Annotated in this window: 23 protein-coding genes; 4 read left to right on the forward strand and 19 right to left on the reverse strand. The window is 71.0% G+C overall.

What is annotated here, in order from left to right; translation table 11 throughout:
• Positions 1-273: 273 nt before the first annotated feature.
• The gene (locus KZ820_RS01645) at positions 274-447 is read right to left on the reverse strand and encodes a hypothetical protein (RefSeq protein ID WP_219746975.1); all 174 of its coding nucleotides are present in this window, start codon (positions 445-447) and stop codon (positions 274-276) included.
• Between the two features lie 95 nt (positions 448-542).
• On the opposite strand from KZ820_RS01645, the gene KZ820_RS01650 reads away from it, so the two are divergent.
• Positions 543-1,082 (forward strand): gamma carbonic anhydrase family protein, encoded by a 540-nt coding sequence (locus KZ820_RS01650; RefSeq protein WP_219746976.1) that lies wholly within the window; start codon positions 543-545, stop codon positions 1,080-1,082.
• A gap of 49 nt (positions 1,083-1,131) precedes the next feature.
• The gene (locus KZ820_RS01655) at positions 1,132-2,103 is read left to right on the forward strand and encodes an NAD(P)H-dependent flavin oxidoreductase (protein ID WP_219746977.1); all 972 of its coding nucleotides are present in this window, start codon (positions 1,132-1,134) and stop codon (positions 2,101-2,103) included.
• Positions 2,104-2,377: 274 nt separating this feature from the next.
• On the opposite strand, the gene KZ820_RS01660 is transcribed toward KZ820_RS01655, so the two are convergent.
• Both KZ820_RS01660 and KZ820_RS01665 read right to left on the reverse strand, forming a co-directional pair.
• Positions 2,378-2,839 (reverse strand): DUF1465 family protein, encoded by a 462-nt coding sequence (locus KZ820_RS01660; RefSeq protein ID WP_258047678.1) that lies wholly within the window; start codon positions 2,837-2,839, stop codon positions 2,378-2,380.
• Between the two features lie 69 nt (positions 2,840-2,908).
• Positions 2,909-3,118, reverse strand: a complete 210-nt coding sequence (locus tag KZ820_RS01665) for a YdcH family protein (protein WP_219746978.1) — start codon at positions 3,116-3,118, stop codon at positions 2,909-2,911.
• 196 nt (positions 3,119-3,314) lie between these two features.
• On the opposite strand from KZ820_RS01665, the gene KZ820_RS01670 reads away from it, so the two are divergent.
• Positions 3,315-3,473, forward strand: a complete 159-nt coding sequence (locus KZ820_RS01670; RefSeq protein ID WP_219746979.1) for a YdcH family protein — start codon at positions 3,315-3,317, stop codon at positions 3,471-3,473.
• A gap of 79 nt (positions 3,474-3,552) precedes the next feature.
• Here the strand turns inward: KZ820_RS01670 and KZ820_RS01675 are convergent, their stop codons facing one another.
• Complete coding sequence (locus KZ820_RS01675; RefSeq protein WP_219746980.1) at positions 3,553-4,008, reverse strand: hypothetical protein; 456 nt, start codon at positions 4,006-4,008, stop codon at positions 3,553-3,555.
• Entirely contained in the window at positions 4,005-4,757 is a 753-nt protein-coding gene (locus tag KZ820_RS01680; protein ID WP_219746981.1) for a prepilin peptidase, read from the reverse strand. Before KZ820_RS01680 ends, KZ820_RS01675 begins: the two co-directional genes overlap by 4 nt.
• A 287-nt stretch (positions 4,758-5,044) precedes the next feature.
• Here KZ820_RS01680 and KZ820_RS01685 point away from each other — a divergent pair, with 287 nt between their 5' ends.
• The gene (locus tag KZ820_RS01685) at positions 5,045-6,232 is read left to right on the forward strand and encodes a thiolase family protein (protein WP_219746982.1); all 1,188 of its coding nucleotides are present in this window, start codon (positions 5,045-5,047) and stop codon (positions 6,230-6,232) included.
• A gap of 180 nt (positions 6,233-6,412) precedes the next feature.
• Here the strand turns inward: KZ820_RS01685 and KZ820_RS01690 are convergent, their stop codons facing one another.
• The 14 genes from KZ820_RS01690 to KZ820_RS01755 all read right to left on the reverse strand — a co-directional run bounded on the left by KZ820_RS01690 (position 6,413) and on the right by KZ820_RS01755 (position 19,754).
• The gene (locus tag KZ820_RS01690) at positions 6,413-6,808 is read right to left on the reverse strand and encodes a Dabb family protein (protein ID WP_258047679.1); all 396 of its coding nucleotides are present in this window, start codon (positions 6,806-6,808) and stop codon (positions 6,413-6,415) included.
• A gap of 274 nt (positions 6,809-7,082) precedes the next feature.
• On the reverse strand, positions 7,083-9,167 hold the full coding sequence (locus KZ820_RS01695; RefSeq protein ID WP_219746983.1) for a prolyl oligopeptidase family serine peptidase: 2,085 nt from the start codon (positions 9,165-9,167) through the stop codon (positions 7,083-7,085).
• Positions 9,168-9,407: 240 nt separating this feature from the next.
• Positions 9,408-10,406 (reverse strand): quinolinate synthase NadA, encoded by a 999-nt coding sequence (gene nadA / locus KZ820_RS01700; protein WP_219746984.1) that lies wholly within the window; start codon positions 10,404-10,406, stop codon positions 9,408-9,410.
• Between the two features lie 37 nt (positions 10,407-10,443).
• Positions 10,444-11,151 carry a DUF4230 domain-containing protein gene (locus KZ820_RS01705; RefSeq protein WP_219746985.1) on the reverse strand — a complete coding sequence of 236 codons (708 nt, stop codon included), beginning with the start codon at positions 11,149-11,151 and terminating at the stop codon, positions 10,444-10,446.
• Positions 11,136-11,999 carry an MBL fold metallo-hydrolase gene (locus KZ820_RS01710; protein ID WP_219746986.1) on the reverse strand — a complete coding sequence of 288 codons (864 nt, stop codon included), beginning with the start codon at positions 11,997-11,999 and terminating at the stop codon, positions 11,136-11,138. The genes KZ820_RS01705 and KZ820_RS01710 overlap by 16 nt, the downstream gene beginning before the upstream one ends.
• Before the next feature lie 62 nt (positions 12,000-12,061).
• Positions 12,062-13,597 (reverse strand): M56 family metallopeptidase, encoded by a 1,536-nt coding sequence (locus tag KZ820_RS01715; RefSeq protein ID WP_219746987.1) that lies wholly within the window; start codon positions 13,595-13,597, stop codon positions 12,062-12,064.
• Positions 13,594-13,962, reverse strand: coding sequence for a BlaI/MecI/CopY family transcriptional regulator (locus KZ820_RS01720; protein ID WP_219746988.1), 369 nt, complete (start codon positions 13,960-13,962; stop codon positions 13,594-13,596). Before KZ820_RS01720 ends, KZ820_RS01715 begins: the two co-directional genes overlap by 4 nt.
• Positions 13,963-14,389: 427 nt before the next feature.
• Positions 14,390-14,728, reverse strand: a complete 339-nt coding sequence (gene grxD / locus KZ820_RS01725; RefSeq protein WP_219746989.1) for a Grx4 family monothiol glutaredoxin — start codon at positions 14,726-14,728, stop codon at positions 14,390-14,392.
• Between the two features lie 24 nt (positions 14,729-14,752).
• The gene (locus KZ820_RS01730) at positions 14,753-14,986 is read right to left on the reverse strand and encodes a BolA family protein (protein WP_183920569.1); all 234 of its coding nucleotides are present in this window, start codon (positions 14,984-14,986) and stop codon (positions 14,753-14,755) included.
• A 5-nt stretch (positions 14,987-14,991) separates the two neighbouring features.
• Entirely contained in the window at positions 14,992-15,315 is a 324-nt protein-coding gene (locus KZ820_RS01735) for a DUF1476 domain-containing protein (protein WP_219746990.1), read from the reverse strand.
• 314 nt (positions 15,316-15,629) lie between these two features.
• Positions 15,630-16,631, reverse strand: a complete 1,002-nt coding sequence (locus KZ820_RS01740) for an NADPH:quinone oxidoreductase family protein (RefSeq protein WP_219746991.1) — start codon at positions 16,629-16,631, stop codon at positions 15,630-15,632.
• A complete protein-coding gene (leuD, locus tag KZ820_RS01745) occupies positions 16,594-17,226 on the reverse strand; it encodes a 3-isopropylmalate dehydratase small subunit (RefSeq protein ID WP_219746992.1) in 633 nt (210 codons plus the stop codon). The genes KZ820_RS01740 and leuD overlap by 38 nt, the downstream gene beginning before the upstream one ends.
• A gap of 135 nt (positions 17,227-17,361) precedes the next feature.
• Positions 17,362-18,792: a 3-isopropylmalate dehydratase large subunit gene (gene leuC, locus KZ820_RS01750; RefSeq protein WP_219748044.1), complete on the reverse strand. Its 1,431-nt coding sequence runs from the start codon at positions 18,790-18,792 to the stop codon at positions 17,362-17,364.
• A gap of 272 nt (positions 18,793-19,064) precedes the next feature.
• Complete coding sequence (locus KZ820_RS01755; protein WP_219746993.1) at positions 19,065-19,754, reverse strand: glutathione S-transferase family protein; 690 nt, start codon at positions 19,752-19,754, stop codon at positions 19,065-19,067.
• Positions 19,755-19,757 lie beyond the last annotated feature (3 nt).

Genomic DNA, 19,757 nt, shown 5'->3' on the forward strand with positions numbered 1-19,757 from the left:
AGCGTCGTGCCAGAGCGCTCGCGTGTAGGACAGCGGCGGACGAGGTGACCGCGCGCGCGATCGCCGCGCGTGCTGGACAGCGCAGCAACACCCACACTGGCATCATCCCGAACTTGTTTCAGGATCCCCGGGTCCGCACGAGCTACGCCATGGGCTCGTGACGCCGATGAGAGCGAACCGGCCGCTCTCTCTCCAAGGCCGACCGCCGCGAGGTCGCACGCGCCACGAGCCGGCCGCGCCACGACAAGCGCCCGCCGTCTCGCGATCAGGCGATCAGGCGATCAGCGTGTAGAAACAGGTGAAGAAGGCCGAGAAGCTCAGCAGAAACAGCTTCGCGTCCTCGCGCGTGCGCGAGCGCGATACGGCGACGAGCGGCGGGGGCGGCGGCAGCGACCGACGGAACGGGTGGCGGGCGCCTTCATTGGTGAGGACGAGTCTGCGATCCATGACTATGCTTTAACGCGATTTTTACTTTTTGGACCACGTTCCTCGTGCCGCGCGCGCTTCCCGCCGCGGGACAGCAGCGACAGGAGAGACGACCGATGCCGCTCTACGCCTTCAAGGGACAGCAACCGACGCTCGCCGCGCGCGCCTGGGTCGCGCCGAGCGCCGACGTGATCGGCGCGGTACGGCTGGGCGAGGACGTCGGCGTGTGGTTCGGCGCGACGATCCGCGGCGACAATACCGACATCGTGATCGGCGCGCGCAGCAACGTCCAGGAGGGCTCCACGCTCCACTCCGACCCCGGCGCACCGCTGACGATCGGCGCCGACTGCACGATCGGCCATCGCGCCATCCTGCACGGCTGCACCTTGGGCGAGCGCGTGCTGATCGGCATGGGCGCGATCGTCCTGAACCGCGCCGTGATCGGCGACGACTGCCTCGTCGGCGCGGGCGCACTGGTGACCGAGGGCAAGGTCTTCCCGCCGCGCACCCTGATCATCGGCAGCCCCGCGCGCGCGGTGCGCGAGCTCGACGACGCCGCGGTGGCGGCGCTGCGGGTTTCGGCCGCGCATTACGTCGAGAACGCGCACGCCGCCGCTGCGACGCTGGAGCGGATCGACGCGCCACCGATCGGTTGACGTGGCGTCAGCCTTGCCAGCGCCAAGGCGCCTCCACATAACCCGGATCATGTCGATCCCACCGCTCCTTTCCCGCCTCCGCCTGCCGATCATCGGCTCGCCGATGTTCATCATATCGGGGCCGGAGCTGGTCATCGCGCAGTGCAAGGCGGGGATCGTCGGGTCCTTTCCCGCGCTCAACGCGCGCCCCGAGGTGCTGCTCGACGAGTGGCTCCACCAGATCACCGAGGAACTCGCGGCGCACAATCGCGCGCATCCGGACCGACCGGCGGCACCGTTCGCGGTCAACCAGATCGTCCATCGCTCGAATGACCGGCTGGAGCGCGACCTCGCGGTCTGCGCCAAGTGGCAGGTGCCGATCACGATCACCTCGCTCGGCGCGCGCGAGGACCTCAACCACGCGGTCCACGCCTGGGGCGGGATCACGCTGCACGACGTCATCGACGACCGCTACGCGCGGAAGGCGATCGAGAAAGGCGCCGACGGGCTGATCGCGGTCGCCGCCGGCGCGGGTGGCCACGCGGGCAAGCTCTCGCCCTTCGCGCTCGTGCAGGAGATCCGCGCCTGGTTCGACGGCCCGCTGGCGCTGTCGGGCGCGATCGCCACCGGCGACGCGGTGCTGGCGGCGCAGGCGATGGGAGCGGACTTCGCCTATATCGGCTCGGCCTTCATCGCCACGGAGGAGGCGCGCGCCGACGCGCGCTACAAGCAGGGCATCGTCGACGGCGGTGCGGCCGACATCGTCTACACCGACCTCTTCACTGGGGTGCACGGCAATTACCTGCGCGGCTCGATCACCGCGGCCGGGCTCGATCCCGACGATCTGCCGCAGGGCGACTATCGCACGATGGACTTCGGCTCGGCCGCGGGCAACGAGGGCGGCGCGAAGGCCAAGGCATGGCGCGACATCTGGGGCTCGGGCCAGGGTATCGGCGCGGTTGACCGGATCGAGCCGGTGGCCGATCGAGTGGAGCGGATCGCGCGCGAGTATGCGGCCGCGCGGGCGCGGATCGAGGCGTGAGGGGCGCGAGGAGGTAGCGCGAGCGACTGCGTCAAACAGCGGGGCGCGCGGGCAGAGGCTCTGCCGCGAGCGTGACCGAACCCTTTCCTTCGTCATTCCCGCGAAGGCGGGAAACCAGACGCGCACGTCCTCGAGGGAGCGGCACCGTCAGCGCGTCTGGATCTCCGCTTTCGCGGGGATGACGGCGGAGGGCATGGAGCGGCGCCCCGCGGAGCCGCTATCTCCCGTTCCTCTCTCAATTTTCCGCCAACCCACCGTTGGCGCTGCGGCACTCTCAGAACGCGGTCGCGAGCCGATCGAGCATCGAGCGCGCCGGGCTCGCTGACGGCTGTTCCGCCACCTGCGCACGGTCGAGCCGGGCGACACGGCGGTGCAACTCACTGCTCGCCGCGATCATCGCGCGCGCGCGCTCCGGCAGCGACTCCACCTCGCCCGGCTCGGTCGCGGGCGCGGCGCCGAGCCGACGCGCCGGGTCCATTGCCTGCCCCGGCGTCAGCTCGCCCGCGATCACCGCACGCTGGGTCAGCAGCCAGGCGATCACGTGCATCAGCCGCGTCGTCACCTTGAGCGACTCGCAGCTGAACGTCACCCGCTCGATCGGGGCGAGCGCCTCGCGTTCGGCGCGCCCGCCCTCGTCGAAATAGTGGCGCGCCTCGTCGGCCAGCACCATCGCTTCCATGTAGAAGGTGTCGATCAGCCGCCGCTGCATCCGCTCGACGTCGAGTAGCTGTGCCATGCCGTTGATTCTGCCACGAACTGCCTCGCGCCGCCAAGCGCGTTGACCATCTTTCGCGCGAGCGCGCGGTCAGGCGATGATGTCGGGGATGATCTGATCCTCGAGCAGCGCGATCTCGTCGCGTAGTCGCAGCTTGCGCTTCTTCAGCCGCATCAGCTGGAGCTGGTCCGCGGTGGCGCCCTCGCCGAGCGCGGCGATCGCGGCGTCAAGGTCGCGGTGTTCGAGCCGCAGCGCCCCGAGCCGCGCCGCGATCTCCACCTCGTCCGCGTCCGCCTGCATCTGTCGCCACCCCTTCGATCGTGCACTACCGCCCCTAGCAGCGGCCCCCGCTCTCTCCCTAGCGAATTCGCGGCGCCCCGCACGAGTCGTCGCATCGTCGTCGCGGTCGATCGATCGACACCAAAAGACACGCGACTTCTCGGCCATTTCGTGGTTCACTCCGAAGTTCCGTTCAACCAAGAAGGAGGCTACTGCCATGCAGACCGCGCACCTCTCGGCCCTGGAAGCGAAGCACGCGACGCTCGAGCAGCGCATCGCCAGCGAGACGCAGCGACCGGCGCCGGACACGATCGTGATCGCGGACCTGAAGAAGCAGAAGCTCAGGCTGAAGGAGGAGATCGACTCGCTGCACTGACGCGCCAGCGTCGGCGGCACGAGCCGTGAGCAGGGGCCCGGCGGACATGATCCGCCGGGCCTTTCTCATGTGGCCCCGCTCAGCGCGGCTTGGCAGCGGCGGGCGCGCATCCGACCAGCCCGGCGAGCGGCACCACCAGCGTGTCCTGCCCCGGACGGTCGAGCCGCAGTGTCGCGCTGGGTACCGCGGCGCCGTTGTTGAGATTGGGACGCGGCTCGATCGTGAGCTGCACCGTCGCGGTCACTTCCCCGGCGCGATAGACCGACTCGGCGTTGAGCCCGAGCGCGACCGTTCCCGCCGCCGCGGCGCGCGGCAGGTCGCGGACCGAGCCGTCGAGCGCGATCCGCAGCGTCGCCGGATCGGCGGTCGCCACCGCGGCGAGCCCGCGCACCTGGCCGGTGGAGAAGAGATAGGCCGCGCAGCCGCGCGCGGGCAGTTCCTGGCGCGGCAGCGTGCTGAGCGGAAGACCGTCGATCGAGTCGGCCGGGAGCGCCGGCGCGGCCTGGGCCAGCGCGAGCAGGAGAGCGAGCGTCATGGCGCCGAGACTATCATGACGAGCCACGCCGGATAAGCAGCGATCGCCAGCAGCGTGCCCAACGGCAGTGCGTCGTCGCGCGCCAGCCCGCGCCCGCGCAGATGCTGGAACGCGACCCAGCCGAGCCCGACCAGTCCCGCCACCAGCAGCACCGCGGGGAGCAGCCGCCAGCCGAGCCACAGCCCGATCGCACCGAGCAATTTGGGGTCGCCCCCGCCCATCCCGTCGCGCCCGCGCCAGCGGCGATAGCCTACCGCGACAAGCCACAGCAGCGCGAAGCCGGCGACGCCGCCGATCGCGCGCTCGACCACGTCGGGCGGGCACCACCAGGCGCTCGCCGCACCGCCCAGCGCGAGCGCGGCGACCAGCTCGTCGGGCAGCCAGAAGTCGCTCGCGTCGAGCATCGCGAGCACCAGCAGCAGCCAGCCGAACACCGCACCCGCCGCCGCTTGCCAGCCCGGCGCCGCGAGCCCGGCGGCGACACCGATCGCGGCGCAGCCCGCCTCGACGAGAAGGTGGCGCTGGTCGATCGCGGCGCCGCAGCTGCGGCACTTGCCGCGCGCGACCGCGCCGCTGACGAGCGGCACCAGCTCGTGCGCGGCGAGCGTGCGGCCGCACGAGTCGCACGCCGAGCGGCCGGTCAGCACCGAGCGGCCGGCCGGCCAGCGCACCGCGATCGTGGCGAGGAAGCTGCCGACGATCGCCCCGAGCACGCCGAGCAGCGCGGGCCAGACGAGCGGGTCAGCCATCGGATCGATGTCGCCAGCGAGGCCTAGTGACCTTCGTCACCCCGGCTAACGCCGGGGTCCAGGTGGGAAGGCGGTGGCGACCCTCACCAGGCGTCCCCCACCTGGGCCCCGGCGTTAGCCGGGGTGACGCCCGACATGAGGGAACCGCGCGGCAACGCACGATCGGCTTCACCGTCCTGCCCCGCTAGCTGTCGTCCCGCTGGTCACCCGCGACCGCCTAGCGGTTTGTAAAGCACCCCGCGAGCGATTAGATGCGGCGCAACATATCGCACGAGAGGAACCCCGCCATGGCCACCGATCCCGTCGTCATCCTGTCCTACGCGCGCACGCCGATGGGCTCGATGCAGGGCAGTCTGGCAGGGCTGAGCGCGAGCGAGCTCGGTGCGGCGGCGGTGAAGGCCGCGGTCGAGCGCGCCGGGGTCGACGCCGCCGCGGTGGAGCGGATCTACATGGGCAACGTTCTCTCCGCCGGGGTGGGCCAGGCCCCCGCGCGCCAGGCCGCCATCCGCGCAGGGCTCGGCGAGCACGTCGAGGCCACCACCCTCAACAAGGTGTGCGGCTCGGGCATGCAGGCAGCGATCCTCGGCAGCGACGCGCTCGCCGCCGGCTCGGTCGATCTGGTGATCGCGGGCGGGATGGAGAGCATGACCAACGCGCCCTATCTCTCCAAGGCTCACCGCGGCGGCGCCCGGATCGGCCACGACCGGCTGTTCGACCATATGTTCCTCGACGGGCTCGAGGACGCCTATGAGCCGGGCAAGGCGATGGGCATCTTCGCCGAGGACACCGCACAGGAATACCAGTTCACCCGCCAGGCGCAGGACGATTTCGCCATCGCCTCGCTCCAGCGCGCGCAGGCGGCGCAGCAGAGCGGCGCGTTCGAGCGCGAGATCGTCAGCGTTGACGTGGTCGGGCGCAAGGGCACGACGACGGTGAGCGCCGACGAGCAGCCGAGCAAGGGCGACATCACCAAGATCCCGACGCTCAAACCCGCCTTCGCCAAGGAGGGCACGATCACCGCGGCCAACGCGTCGTCGATCTCGGACGGCGCCGCCGCGCTGGTGCTGACCCGGCTGTCGGTCGCGGAGAAGCTCGGCATCAAGCCGGTGGCGCGGATCGTCGCGCACGCGGGCCATGCGCACCGCCCCGCGCGCTTCACCACCGCGCCGGTGCCGGCGATGCGGAAGGTGCTGGAGAAGGCGGGCTGGAGCAAGGACGAGGTCGACCTGTGGGAGATCAACGAGGCCTTCGCCTGCGTCGCGATGGTGGCGATGCAGGAGCTCGCGCTCGATCACGAGGTCGTCAACGTCAACGGCGGCGCCTGCGCGCTGGGTCACCCGATCGGTGCCTCGGGCGCGCGCATCCTGGCGACGCTGCTGGCGGCGCTGGAGAACCGCGGCGCGAAGCGCGGCGTCGGCTCGCTGTGCATCGGCGGCGGCGAGGCGGTGGCGATGGCGGTCGAGCTGATGAACTGAGGGGCGGCGCGGGAGGGCGCGTGGCCTGGCGCGCGCGCCTCCGCAGCCTCCACCCCGGCGCACGCCGAGGTCCAGGTGGGGCACGCTCGTGGCCTTACACCGGCCTTCCCACCTTGGCCCCGGCGTGCGCCGGGGCGGTCGGCGCAGGGGGCTAGGTGTCACCTCCGACCGGTTCTCACCTCACGCGCTGAGCACGTCGTACACCGTCACCTTGCGCCACAGCTTCTCGCACTCGGCGACGAAGGCACGGTGAATCGGGTGGTCCTGATAGGCCTTCTGGTCGGCGACCGTGTCGAAGAACATGAGCTCGGACACGTCCCAGCTCGAGTCGATCACGTCGCGCTGCTCGGTCGGCGCGGGCACGCCGATATGCAGCCCGCGCAGCGCGGGGATGCCCGCCAGCGTGCGCAGGCCGGCGATCAGCTTGGCGCGGTCGGTCGCGTCGCCGGGGTTCTTGAGCCAGAAGAAGACGTGGTGGACCACCTTCGCCGGGATCGCGGGGGCGGCCGCCTCGGCCTCGCCCGCCACCCCGGTCGCGGCCACCGCGCCGGCGCCGCCGAGTGCCATCATCATCATCAGATCCCGCCGACTGCTCTCCACGCGCTTGCTCCCGTCAGTGTCTTGGAAGCCGCCCTTGTCTGGAGGCGGACGGGGGCAAGTCAAGGTGTTTGGACAAGAGACGGCGCGCCATCTCATCGGCCCACCCCGGCGAACGCCGGGGTCCAGGTGGGAAGGCCATCGTGGGACTCGCAGACGTTCCCCAACTGCATCCCGGCGAACGCCGGGGCGGAGGACGAGCAGCTACGGGCGTCACCCACCTCGCCCCCGGCCTCCGCCGGAGCACGTCACGTCACTTCCCCATCAGCTCGCGCCGCAGGAAGGCGTCGAGCAGCGCGGCGCGGTTGGCGTCCTCGGCATGGTCGGCGCCCACGGCGTGGCCACCTTCCAGATACTCGTGGAAATAGACCGGATTGCCCTTGGCCTTCAGCAGCGCCGCCAGCTTGCGCGCGTGGCCGGGGTGGACGCGATCGTCCTTGGTCGAGAGATAGAAGAAAGCGGGCGGGTAGCGCACCCCGTCGCGCACGTTCTGATAGGGCGAGTAGCGGCGGATGAACGCCCAGTCGGCCGGCTTGTCGGGATCACCATATTCGTCGATCCACGAGGCGCCGGCGGACAAGTGCGAGTAGCGCTTCATGTCCTCCAGCGGCGAGCCAGCGATGATCGCGCCGTACAAATCGGGCCGCTGCGTGAGCGCCACGCCCACCAACAGCCCGCCATTGGAGCGCCCCGACACCGCGATCTTCTTCTTGGCCGATACGCCGGTGCGGACCAGATCCTCCGCCACCGCGTGGAGGTCGTCGTAGACGTTCTGGCGCTTCTCGCGCAGTCCGGCCTGGTGCCAGCGCGGGCCATATTCACCGCCGCCGCGCAGGTTGGCGAGCACATAGGCGCCGCCCTGCTCGACCCAGAACAACGCCAGTGGCCCGGCGCGATAGGGTTGGCCGGTGAGATAGGTCGGCGTCTGCGCCAGCTTGAACCCGCCATAGGCGTGGATCAGCGCGGGCGCGGGTGCCGTCGCCCCCTTCTTGGTGACGAGGAAGTACGGCACGCGCGTGCCATCGCGCGAGGTGGCGAAGCGCTGCGTCACCGTGAAGCGGCTGGCGTCGAAGCGCGCCGGCAGCGACTGGACGACGCGCGGCGCACCCCGCTCGCCCGCGACGTACAGCGTCGGCGGCGTCAGCATGCCCTCGACCGAGACGAAGGTCTCGTCGCTGGCACCGATCTGCGTCGCGAGATGCACCGTGCTGTTGCCCGGCAGCGGCACCGCTTGCTGCGTCCACGTGCCGTCGCCGCCGCGGCGCAGCGCGAGCAGCTTGCCCGAGACGTCGTCGAGCAGCTTGACCCAGAGCACGTGGTCACTCGCGCCCGCCTCCTCGATCGCCTGACGCTCGGTCGGCGCGAGCACCAGGTCGGGCGTCGAGCGGCGACCAGCGGCGATGTCGGCGAGCGACCAGGCGACCAGCGCGCCGGCGGGGAAGCCAAGCGCGCTCTGGCTCAGCCGCGCGACGACGCGACCGTCGATCACCTCCATCACGTCGGCGTTCTTGGGCAGGCCGAGCGGGACGAAGCGGCCGTCATCGGTGCCGAGCAGCAGGGCGCGATCGAAGAAGCTGTTGCCGACGCTGATCATCGGCCAGCGCCGCATCGCGTCGGTGAAGGCGAGCGGGGTCACTTCCACGGCGGTCACCGGCGACTCATGCACCACGCGCGCGTCGGCGAGCGGGGTGCCGCGCCGCCAGCGCTTGACGATGCGCGGGTAGCCCGATTCGGTGAGCGAGCCCTTGCCCCAGTCGGTCGCGACCAGCAGCGTGTCCGCGTCGACCCATGTCGCGTCGTTCTTGGCCTCGGGAACGACGAAGCCGCCCTCGACGAAGCGGCCGCTAGTGAGGTCGAACTCGCGCACCACCTGCGCGTCGGTGCCGCCGTTGCTGAGCTTGACGAGGCAGCGCGTATAGGCGGGTTCGAGGCAGGAGGCGCCGTGCCATACCCAGCTCTTGCCCTCCGCCTTGCCGAGCGCGTCGACGTCGATCAGCGTGCGCCACCGGGGCTTGCCCGCGCGATAGTCGGCGAGCGGCGACACGCGCCACAGCCCTCGCGGGTTGCGCGCGTCGCGCCACAGATTGGTGACCTGCTGGCCGAGCACCGCGTCGGGGTCCGGGATCTGCGCCTCGTCGTCGAGGATCTCGCGCGCGCGGGCGCGGTCCTGCTCGAAGCGGGGGTCCTTGGTGAGCGTCGCCTCGGTCTCGGCGTTCCACGCCTTGACCTGGTCGAGCGCGCGCGTGCCCTCGATGTCCTCGAGCCAGCGATAGGGATCAGCGGCGGGCGCGGCGGCGGCGATCAGCGGCAGGAGCGCGAGCGGGAGAAGGGTCTTCATCGCCGCCCTGCGTAACGGCGGCGGCGGCAGAGGGGAAGCGCGCGGGTGACGGACGATGGTGGTGCGACCGAGGCTGGCACCACGCTCCGCTTCTCGCCGGCCGTCATCCCGGACTTGGTCCGGGATCCACTGTTCCGCGAACCCAGGTGCCGGTGAGAAGGTGGACGGGTGGATCCCGGACCAAGTCCGGGATGACGGAAGAGGGAGAGCAGAGGTGCGAGAGAGTCGGGGCCGCCCCCTTCAGTCCCCCGTCACCTTCACCTTGCCGAGGTCACCCTGCCCCACCGCGGCGCCGGCCATGCTCATCATCGCGTCGAGGCTCTTCTTCGCCTCGAGCCGTAGCCCCTCCTCGATCTCGATCCGCGGCGTGAGGTCGCGCAGCGCGAGGTACAGCTTCTCCATCGTGTTGAGCGCCATGTACGGGCAGATGTTGCAGTTGCAGTTGCCGTCCGCCCCGGGCGCGCCGATGAAGCGCTTGGTCGGCAGCGCCTTCTCCATCTGGTGGATGATGTGCGGCTCGGTCGCGACGATCAGCGTGTCGCCCGGCATCGCCATCGCATATTCGAGGATGCCGCGGGTCGAGCCGACGTAATCCGCGTGGTCGAGGATCACCGCGGGGCATTCCGGGTGCGCCACCACCGGCGCGCCGGGGTGCTCGGCCTTGAGCTTGAGCAGCTCGGTCTCGCTGAACGCCTCGTGGACGATGCACACGCCCGGCCACAGGATCAGGTCGCGCCCGGTCTTGCGCGCGAGATAGCCGCCCAGATTGCGGTCCGGGCCGAAGATGATCTTCTGCTCGGGCGGGATCTTGGCGAGGATCGCCTCGGCCGAGGAGGAGGTGACGATGACGTCGCTCAGCGCCTTCACCGCGGTCGAGCAGTTGATGTAGGTCAGCGCGATCGCGTCGGGGTGCTGCGCGCGGAAGGCGGCGAACTGCTCGGGCGGGCAGCTGTCCTCGAGCGAGCAGCCCGCGTCCATGTCGGGCAGCACGACGGTCTTCTGCGGCGACAGGATCTTGGCGGTCTCGGCCATGAAGCGCACGCCGCAGAAGGCGATCACGTCGGCGTCGGTCGCCTGCGCCTTGCGGCTGAGATCGAGACTGTCGCCGACGAAGTCGGCCAGGTCCTGGATCTCGGGCTTCTGGTAATAATGCGCGAGGATCACGGCGTTGCGCTCCGTGCGGAGGCGGTCGATCTCGGCGCGCAGGTCGAGCCCGGCGAGGTTGGTCGGCTGGTCCATGGCTGCGCAGATGGCCCGGCAGCGCCGCCGGATCAAGTCAGCTGCCGTTGCCGAGCACTTCCTCGAGCGAGCGGGTGAGGTCCCAGCGCTCGCTGCTGCCGGTGCGCGGCTCGCCGGCGAAGCGCACCGTCACGGTCACGGGCAGTCCCGCGGCGTCGAGGCTGCCCGCGAACAGCCGCTCCAGCGCCGCGCGGCCGTTCTCGCGCGCCTTGCGCATGTTCTCGGGCTCGCGCGCCTTGGCGGCGACGACCGTCGTCGCCTTGGCCGACACCATCTTCTGCAGCTCGGCCATCGCGCCGCGCGGCGGCAGGAAGCCGGTGGTGGTGTCGAGCGTGACGCGGCTCTCGTCGACGTTGGGAGTGCCGACGACGACGTCGGGCACCTCGACGAGCAGAGTCCGCCGACGCGCGTCGTAGCGGAAGTCGCGCGGCGCCAGCGCGCCGAGGTTCACGAAATAGTCGACGTCGTAGGGCGCCTTGATCAGCCGCACGTAGCGCAGCCAGCCCCACATCCGGGTGGTGGACGCGGTCGACTGCACCGTGCCCGCGAGATGGCTGACGCGCAGGTCACTGCTGCCGTACAGCCGCCCCGCGACGACGCGCGCCACCGCGACGCCGTCGTCGTCGGTCGAGACGGCGTAGCGCTCGGTATAGTAACGGTAGCCGACGAAGGTCGCGACCAGGATCGCGGTGGCGATCGCGAGCGACACCAGCAGCTTGCCCAGCCCGGTCAGATGATCCGCCACGCGCCCTCCTCCCGCGCCGCCACGCCGCGCCGCTCCAGATCGATGAGATGCGCCAGCACCGAGCGCGCCGCCGCTCCCGCGAGCCGCGGGTCGAGCCCGACGTACATGCGCTCGACCAGTGCGGCGACCGTGCGCGGCGCGGCGGTGAGCAGCCGGACGATCTGCCCCTCGCGCTGCTTGCGATGCCCGAGCATGCCGCGCACCAAACGCTGCGGCCGCTCCACCGCCTCGCCGTGGCCGGGGTAGTAGATTCGGTCGTCGCGCGCGAGCAACGTCTCCAGGCTCGCCAGATACTCGCCCATGTCGCCGTCGGGCGGCGAGATCACGCTGGTCGCCCAGCCCATGACATGGTCGCCCGAGAACAGCGCCTTGCTCTCCTCCAGCGCAAACGCGAGGTGCTGGCTGGTGTGGCCCGGCGTGGCCAGCGCGGTGAGCGTCCAGCCGTCGCCGCTCACGCCGTCGCCGTCGGTGAGGACGCGGTCGGGAGCATAGTCGCGGTCGAAGGCGGCGTCGACGGCGGCGCCCTCGCCGTCACCCCCGCGCACCGTGGCGGCGGCGCCGACGATCGGCGCGCCGGTGGCTTCGGCAAGCGCGCGCGCGGCGGGGGAATGGTCGCGGTGGTGGTGCGTGATCAGGATAGCGCGCACGGGGCGCCCCGCGATGGCGACGCGGAGCGCGTCGTGATGCGCGGCGTCGTTGGGGCCGGGATCGATCACCGCGACATCGTCACGCCCGACGATATGCGTCTGCGTCCCCGTGTACGTGTAGGCCGAAGCGTTGGGGGCGAGCACGCGGGTGACGAGCGGCTCGATCGGCACGGCCAGGCCGGTGGGAGGAGGCTTCGCCATCGCGCCACCAGATGGCGGCTGCGCGACGGCGAAGCAAGCCGGCGCGAAGCGGGCGGCGCGGCTCAGTCGTCGTCGCGCTGCGCCATCTCGTCGCGCACCTCGCGCATCGCCTGCTCGACCTCGCGCACCGCGTCGCGGCGCGCCTCGGCGGGCATGTCGCGGTTGGCGGCGAGCTGAGCGCGGGTCTGCTCCAGGCTGGCGAGCGCGGAGCGCATCGCGCCGTCGCGCTGTCCGCGCGCCTCCACTGCCGCGCGGCTCGCCTCGCGCGCGGCGCGCTCGATATGGTCGGTGCAGATCACGGTGACGCGCTGGCCGTTCTGCGTCGCGCTCGTCACGAAGCGCGTCGGCTCGCCGCCGCAGCGGCGGCTGGCCACCGGCGGGACGGGCGGCACCGAGGCGAACGCGGGCAGCGGGGGCAGCGGCGCGACCGGGGGCTCCGGCGGGGTCGGCACCGGGTGCGCGGCGATATAGTCGGCCGCTTCCTCGCCCTCGTAGGTCGTGGTCTGGCCGTCGCGCACGATCGTGACCCGCTGGCCGTGATGGCCGGCTGCCGGGGCCGCGGGCGCGCTCGGCACCGCCGGCGCGGCGGGCGGCTCGGGGAAAGACGCCATCAGCGACAGAGCGTCATCGAAGGCGTGCGGGTCGATCCCGACCGCCTCCTCGACCCCGCCGCGCATCCGCTCCGCCGCCTGCGTGCCCGAGGCGGTAAGCCCCAGCGCGCCGAGCGCGATCGCGGCGGTGGCGGCGACGCCGAGCGTCGTGCGAGTGCGCGAGGCGCGCGTCCTGCTCAGCATGCGCAGTCTCCCTTTCAGGTCCTTGACGGTGTGGAGGTGGCAGGTCGCGGTGATGGCACGGCCGTGCGCCGCCTTGACGATCGCGCAGCCATAGGCGTGGCGCGAGGCGCCGCCGAGCCGCGCGAGCACACCCGCGTCATTGGCCATCTCCTGGTCCGCCCGGAAAGCGCGGAAGGCTACCCACGCGAGCGGGTTGAACCAGTGGAGCGCGAGCACGGCCAGCGCCACCCAGTTGGCGACCAGGTCGCCGCGACGGTGGTGGCCGAGCTCATGCTCGAGCGCGAGCGCGCGCTCCTCGGCATCGAAGCGTGCCGCGAAGTCGCGCGGGAAAGCGACGACCTTGTCGAACACGCCGAACGCCACCGGCCCGCTCGCCGTCTCGCTCTGCACGATCATGACGCCGCCGATCTGGTCGAGCGCGAGGCCGTGGCGCAGCAGCCGGTAGCGGAAGCGCCAGTAATCGGCCACCTGCCACAGCAGCAGCGCGACCGCACCGGCGGCCCAGGTCCCCAGCACGATCGCCGGCAGCAGCGATGCCGTCTCGGGCACCAGCGCCGGCAGCGCGGCGACCGGCTCGAGCGCGTGCGCGATCGGCTCGGCCGCGGGGAGCGAGGCGAGCGTCGGCAGCGCCTCGGTGCGCCAGCCGGCGGGCAGCGGCGGGAGCAGCAGCCGCAGAGCCGGGATCGCCCACAGCGCATAGGCGACCGGCGCCCCGAAGGTCTTCCGCACCGGCGCGCGCAGCGCCAGCACCGCGAGCATCAGCAGCGCCGACGCGAGCAGGGATTCCATGGCCCAGGCGATCATTGCTTCAACTCCCGCAGAAGTGCCTCGATCTCGGTGATGTCCTGTTCGGTGAGCGCGTCGCGCTCGGCGAGGTGCGCGACCAGAGGGGTGAGCCGGCCGCCGAACAGCCGGTCGATCAGCCGGCGCGACTCGCCGTCGACATAATCCTCGCGCTGCACCGCCGGGCTATACAGGTAGCGGCGGCCATCGACCTCGTGGCGCACGGCCTCCTTGGCGAGCAGGCGCCCCAGCAACGTCTTCACCGTCGCGGCACTCCAGCCGCGGGCGGGGTCGACCCGCTCGGCCACGTCCTGCGCGGTGAGAGGGCTGTCGTCCCACAACACCTCCATCACCGCATGCTCGGCATCGCTGATCCGCTCGGCCACGACTCGCTCCTCGTTGACTACGACTGTAATCGTGTCGATTACGGATGTAGTCAAGGGCGCTGAGCGGCTGAAGCTTTGCTATTCCTTACAGTCGTTCGGGCGGCGCCAGTCGCTTGACCGAACGTCGCCTTTCCATTGCCCCGAACCTCGGCATTTCCGACGCGGGGCTACCGTCCTCGCGATCGCTGTCGCGCCGTGACGGATGGAACATCGAAGCGCACCCGATCTCGGGTCCCAGAGGTACGGTCCGATCGTGTGTGCGTCGTCCGTGCGCAGGCGCGATCCTCCACATACACGTCACCCCGGCGAAGCCGGGGTCCAGCTGGGAGCCGCCGGTGGAACACTCGACAGCCTTCCCAACTGGACCCCGGCTTGCGCCGGGGTGACAGGGAGATGATCGAGGTGGCGCCCAGGCCACCCATCCTTCTTACTTCGCCTCGGCGGCCGCCGCGCCGGCGTTCTGGAACAGCTCCGCCAACTCGCCCGACTCGTACATCTCCATCATGATGTCCGAGCCGCCGACGAACTCGCCGCCGACGTAGAGCTGCGGGATCGTCGGCCAGTCCGAATAGCCCTTGATGCCCTGCCGGATCGCCTGGTCCTGCAGCACGTCGACGCTCTCAAACGAGACGCCGAGCCGCTCCAGGATCGCCACCGCGCGGCTGGAGAAGCCGCACTGCGGGAACAGCGGCGTGCCCTTCATGAACAGCACCACCGGATTGTTCTTCACCACCGCGTCGATGCGGGCGTTCGTGTCGTCGGTCATCGCTTCAACCCTCTTGTACCGCGCCTACTTCGGGACGGCGGTGGTCAACTGCAAGGCGTGGAGCACGCCGCCCATGCGACCGCCCAGCGCGGCATAGACCGCCTGATGCTGCTTCACCCGCGGCATGCCCGCGAACGACGGCGCCACGACGCGCGCGGACCAATGGTCGCCGTCGCCGGCGAGATCGGTCATCTCCACCTCGGCATCGGGGATGCCCGCCTTGATCAGCGCGGCGATCTCCGCCCCTTCCATCGGCATCCTTCTTACTCCGACTGCAGCAGCTGGCGCCGCGCCTCGATCGTCTTCTCCTCGAGCGCGCGGCGTACCGCGGCCTCGTCGACGTCGACGTTGGCGGCGGTGAGGTCACCGTAGACCTTGCGCACCACGTCCTCGTCGCCGGCCTCCTCGAAGTCGGCCTGGACGACCGCCCTGGCATAAGCGTCGGTCTCGGCCGGGGTGAGTTGCATCAGCTCGGCGGCCCACTGCCCGACGAGGCGGTTGCGCCGCGCGACGATGCGGAACGCCACTTCCTCGTCGCGCGCGAACTTGGCCTCGAACGCGCGCTGGCGGTCCTCGAAGGTGGTCATGCTGGTTCCCCGCGGTGTAGCGCACCGGGATAGTGCGGGCGGCGACGCGGCGCAACGGGCGGACGGCGCGGCGGAGATCGCAGCCGGCCTCGCGACGCGTCCTCCCCTGCGAGGGGAGGAGGCAGGTCGCAGGCCTGACGAAGAGGTGCCGCCCGTGGTAACGTCAGGGCCGCGCGCCGGCCGGGTCACCCATCCGACGCGCTGCACGCGCCAGTGCGGGCGAGATGGTGTCCCCCGGACACCATCTTGGCTTGCCGGGGGCAAGCCAAAGCCCGCACTCCCCTTCAAGGGGAGGATCGATCACGCTGGTCGTTCTACCCCCCCACCCGCACCACCAGCTTGCCGACCGCCTCTCGCGCGGCCATGCGCGCGATCGCCGCGCCGCCGCGCTCGAACGGGAACACCTCCGTGACGCGCGGCGCGATCCTGCCCTCACCCCACAAGTCGAACAGGCGAGCGATGTGCGCGCGGTTGCGTTCGGGATGGCGCGCGGCGAACGCGCCCCAGAAGACGCCGCGGACGTCGCAGCTCTTCAGCAACGTGAGGTTGAGCGGCAGCCTGGGGATGCCGGCGGGGAAGCCGACCACGAGGTAGCGCCCCTCCCAGCCGAGCGAGCGGAGTGCCGGCTCGGCATAGTCGCCCCCCACCGGATCGTAGACGAGGTCGAAGCCATCCCGCCCTGCCGCCGCCTTGAAGCGGTCGGCCAGCGCCTTGCTCTGCGCCTTGTCGAACGGCGCGCGATCGTAGACCAGCACCTCGTCAGCGCCGGCCGCGCGCACCGCCGCCGCCTTGGCCTCGCTCGATACCGCGCCGACGACGTGCGCGCCGAACGCCTTGCCCAGCTCCACCGCCGCGAGCCCGACCCCGCCCGCGGCACCCAGCACCAGCAGCCGCTCGCCCGCGGCGATCGCGCCGCGGTCGACCAGGGCGTGGATCGTCGTCGCATAGGTGAGCAGCAGCGCCGAAGCTTCCTCGAAGCTGCGACCCTCGGGCACGGCGTGGAGCGAGTCCGCGGCGAAGCGCAGCCGCTCGCTCAGCCCGCCCATCATCGTGTTGCCCATCACACGGTCACCGACCTGCCAGCGGAAGACGCCTTCCCCGACCTCCTCGACCACGCCGGCGATCTCGCCGCCCGGTGCGAAGGGGCGCGGCGGGCGCATCTGGTAGCGATCCTCGATCACGAGCACGTCGGGATAATTGATCGCGCAGGCCTTGACCGCGACCACCACCTCGCCCGCGCCCGCGACGGGATCGGGCAGCTCGCCGATCTCCAGCGTGTCAGGCCCGCCCGGCACCCTCGACAGCAAGGCCCGCATGATCCGCTCTCCCGCGCCCGATCCAAGGGCGCTCGACGCCGAGCCGCTCCTCGAAATTCGAAATCACGGTATCCTTTGCCAGCGTGAGGCCGACCTCGTCCAGCCCCTCCATCAGACAGCGGCGGCGAAAGGGGTCGAGTTCGAACGTATAGCGATCCTGGTACGGCGTGGTGACTGTCATCGTCTCGAGATCGACGGTGACCGGATCGGTCTTCGCCACCTCGACGAGGCGGTCGACCGCCTCCTGCGGCAGCACCACGGTGACGATGCCGTTCTTGAACGCGTTGCCCGAGAAGATGTCGGAGAAGCTCGGCGCGATCACCGCGTGCACCCCCATGTCGGCGAGCGCCCAGGCGGCGTGCTCGCGGCTCGAGCCGCAGCCGAAATTGTCGCCCGCGATGAGGATCGGCGCGCCGGCGTAGCGCGGGTCGTCGAAGAGGTTGCCGGGCTGCGCGCGCACCGTCTCGAACGCGCCGCGGCCGAGACCGGAGCGCGTGATCGTCTTGAGCCAGTGCGCCGGGATGATGACGTCGGTGTCGACGTTCTTGGCGCCCCAGGGATAAGCGGTGCCGCTGACGCGGGTGACGGCCCGCATCAGCGCGCCGGGTTGCTCGGCGGCATCGCGGGCTTGGCGATCGCCGCATAGGCCGCCACGCCGCTCAGCACCGAGCCGGCGATCAAGAACATGAGCACTTTCTTCATGGAATATCCCCTCGGATGATCGCGCCGATTATCCCATCAGCTCGCGCACGTCGGCGAGCCGCCCGGTCACCGCCGCCGCCGCCGCCATCGCCGGCGACAACAGATGGGTACGCGAGCCAGGTCCCTGTCTTCCCACGAAATTTCGGTTCGACGTCGAGGCGCAGCGCTCGCCCGCGGGCACCTTGTCGGGGTTCATCGCCAGGCACATAGAGCAGCCCGGCTCGCGCCACTCGAAGCCGGCGGCGGTGAAGATGCGGTCGAGCCCCTCCGCCTCGGCCTGGCGCTTGACCAGCCCCGACCCGGGCACCACCAGCGCGCGCACCCCATCGGCGACGTGGCGGCCGTTCGCCACCGAGGCGGCGGCGCGCAGGTCCTCGATGCGGCTGTTGGTGCAGCTGCCGATGAAGACGTGCTGGATCGGCACGTCCTGCATCCGCATCCCCGGGGTGAGCCCCATGTAATCGAGCGACTTCTGCGCCGCCGCGCGCTTCGAGGCGTCGGCGAAGCTGTCGGGTGCGGGGACGCTGCCGGTGATCGGCACGACGTCCTCGGGGCTGGTGCCCCAGGTGAGCGCCGGCGCGATGTCGCTCGCCTCCAGCCGCACGACCTTGTCGTAGCGCGCGCCGGCGTCGCTCGGCAGCGTGCGCCACCAGTCGACCGCGCGCGCCCAGTCGTCAGCCCGCGGCGCCATCGGGCGCCCCTTGAGATAGGCGAAGGTGGTCTTGTCGGGCGCGATCATGCCGGCGCGCGCGCCGCCCTCGATCGACATATTGGCGATCGTCAGCCGCCCCTCGATCGAGAGGGCGCGGATCACCTCGCCGGTGAACTCGATGACATGGCCGGTGCCCCCCGCCGCGCCGATCCTGCCGATGATGGCGAGCACCACGTCCTTGGCGCTGACGCCATAGCCGAGAGTGCCGTCGACCCGCACCTCCATCGTCTTGGAGGGGGAGAGGATCAGCGTCTGGGTCGCGAGCACGTGCTCGACCTCGCTGGTGCCGATCCCGAACGCGAGCGCCCCCAGCGCGCCATGCGCCGAGGTATGGCTGTCGCCGCAGACCATCGTGATGCCGGGCAGCGTGAAGCCCTGCTCGGGGCCGACGACGTGGACGATCCCCTGCCGCGCCGACAGCGCGTCGATATAGGGCACGCCGAACTCGGCGACGTTACGGCGCAGCGCGGCGAGCTGCTCGGCGCTCTCGCGATCGGCGATCGGGAGCTCCTGCCCCGCGGCGTCGATGCGCGTGGTGGTGGGAAGGTTGTGGTCGGGCACCGCGAGCGTGAGGTCGGGACGGCGCACGCGACGGCCGGCGGCGCGCAAACCCTCGAACGCCTGCGGGCTGGTCACCTCATGAAGGAGGTGGCGGTCGATGTAGATCAGGCAGGAACCATCGTCTCGGCGCTCGACCACGTGAGCGTCCCAGACCTTCTCGTAAAGCGTGCGCGGGCTGGACATGATCAGGGGCTGTTAACCGAAAAGGTCTGTCGCTCCAAGGTGGAGTGACAGGAAATGTCGTGGGTTGCGGCTGATGACCGGCAAAACGGGTAAGTGCGACGCACGTCTCTCACGCGAGTGGCGGGCAACGTCACCCCATTTACCGGATGGAGTGTCGCTTGCCTCTTGAACGCCTCGTGTTCCTGCGCTCGCAGGAACCCAGCCTTGCGAGCGGCCCGCTCTGTCAACCTGGGATCCTGCGTGCGCAGGATCGCCAGGCCCCGCGACGCGCAGCCTCACACCGCGGCGCGAAGATCCTCGGTCACCTCGCCGTACGCCGCCACCTCGGCCTCGTGCCCGTCTTCGCGGAACGTCTCGGCCAGCGCCGCAGCCTCCCACTCGAGCGTCGCCGGGTGCGCCAGCAGCGTCTCGACCCAGCGCTTACCCGCGGCGCCAACGTCGATCCCCCATGCGCGAACGCGGAACGCCACCGGCGCGTAGAAGGCGTCGACCGCGGTGAAATGCTCGCCTGCCAGCCACGGTCCACCGAAACGTGTCAGCCCCTCGTCCCACAGCTCGGCGACCCGCGCGACGTCGCGCGCGAGCGCGTCCGAGCCGCGCGTCGGCGTGATCCGCTGCCCCACCGTCATCGTCCGCTCGCGCCGCAGCGCGCCGAAGCCGCCGTGCATCTCCGAAACCGCGCAGACCGCCCAGGCGCGCGCCGCCTCGTCCGTCGGCCACACGCCGGGATGGCGCTCGGCGAGGTATGAGGTGATGCCAAGCGAGTCCCACACCGTCCGCTCGCCGTCGATCAGCACCGGCACCTGTCCGGTCGGCGAGAAGGCGCGGAACGCCTCGTAATTGTCCAGTGTCGCGAACGGCTCGATCCGGTCCTCGAAGGCGATGCCGAGCACGCGCATCAGCAGCCACGGCCGCAGCGACCAGCTCGAGTAGTTCCGGTTGGCGGTGATCAGCGTGTACGCCATCGC

The organism is Sphingomonas citri (assembly GCF_019429485.1).
Taxonomy (GTDB): Bacteria; Pseudomonadota; Alphaproteobacteria; order Sphingomonadales; family Sphingomonadaceae; genus Sphingomonas; species Sphingomonas citri.

Bases quoted from the DNA above. Each gene is read 5' to 3' on its own strand.
- nadA (WP_219746984.1), bottom strand. From the start codon at position 10,406: ATGGACCAGCCGACCAACCTCGCCGGGCTCGACCTGCGCGCCGAGATC.
- KZ820_RS01650 (WP_219746976.1), top strand. From the start codon at position 543: ATGCCGCTCTACGCCTTCAAGGGACAGCAACCGACGCTCGCCGCGCGC.
- KZ820_RS01655 (WP_219746977.1), top strand. From the start codon at position 1,132: ATGTCGATCCCACCGCTCCTTTCCCGCCTCCGCCTGCCGATCATCGGC.
- KZ820_RS01665 (WP_219746978.1), bottom strand. From the start codon at position 3,118: ATGCAGGCGGACGCGGACGAGGTGGAGATCGCGGCGCGGCTCGGGGCG.
- KZ820_RS01685 (WP_219746982.1), top strand. From the start codon at position 5,045: ATGGCCACCGATCCCGTCGTCATCCTGTCCTACGCGCGCACGCCGATG.
- KZ820_RS01740 (WP_219746991.1), bottom strand. From the start codon at position 16,631: ATGCGGGCCTTGCTGTCGAGGGTGCCGGGCGGGCCTGACACGCTGGAG.
- KZ820_RS01670 (WP_219746979.1), top strand. From the start codon at position 3,315: ATGCAGACCGCGCACCTCTCGGCCCTGGAAGCGAAGCACGCGACGCTC.
- KZ820_RS01675 (WP_219746980.1), bottom strand. From the start codon at position 4,008: ATGACGCTCGCTCTCCTGCTCGCGCTGGCCCAGGCCGCGCCGGCGCTC.
- KZ820_RS01730 (WP_183920569.1), bottom strand. From the start codon at position 14,986: ATGCCGATGGAAGGGGCGGAGATCGCCGCGCTGATCAAGGCGGGCATC.
- KZ820_RS01660 (WP_258047678.1), bottom strand. From the start codon at position 2,839: ATGGCACAGCTACTCGACGTCGAGCGGATGCAGCGGCGGCTGATCGAC.
- KZ820_RS01690 (WP_258047679.1), bottom strand. From the start codon at position 6,808: ATGATGATGATGGCACTCGGCGGCGCCGGCGCGGTGGCCGCGACCGGG.
- KZ820_RS01755 (WP_219746993.1), bottom strand. From the start codon at position 19,754: ATGGCGTACACGCTGATCACCGCCAACCGGAACTACTCGAGCTGGTCG.
- KZ820_RS01710 (WP_219746986.1), bottom strand. From the start codon at position 11,999: ATGGCGAAGCCTCCTCCCACCGGCCTGGCCGTGCCGATCGAGCCGCTC.
- leuD (WP_219746992.1), bottom strand. From the start codon at position 17,226: ATGCGGGCCGTCACCCGCGTCAGCGGCACCGCTTATCCCTGGGGCGCC.
- KZ820_RS01695 (WP_219746983.1), bottom strand. From the start codon at position 9,167: ATGAAGACCCTTCTCCCGCTCGCGCTCCTGCCGCTGATCGCCGCCGCC.
- KZ820_RS01680 (WP_219746981.1), bottom strand. From the start codon at position 4,757: ATGGCTGACCCGCTCGTCTGGCCCGCGCTGCTCGGCGTGCTCGGGGCG.
- KZ820_RS01735 (WP_219746990.1), bottom strand. From the start codon at position 15,315: ATGACCACCTTCGAGGACCGCCAGCGCGCGTTCGAGGCCAAGTTCGCG.
- KZ820_RS01645 (WP_219746975.1), bottom strand. From the start codon at position 447: ATGGATCGCAGACTCGTCCTCACCAATGAAGGCGCCCGCCACCCGTTC.
- KZ820_RS01715 (WP_219746987.1), bottom strand. From the start codon at position 13,597: ATGATCGCCTGGGCCATGGAATCCCTGCTCGCGTCGGCGCTGCTGATG.
- grxD (WP_219746989.1), bottom strand. From the start codon at position 14,728: ATGACCGACGACACGAACGCCCGCATCGACGCGGTGGTGAAGAACAAT.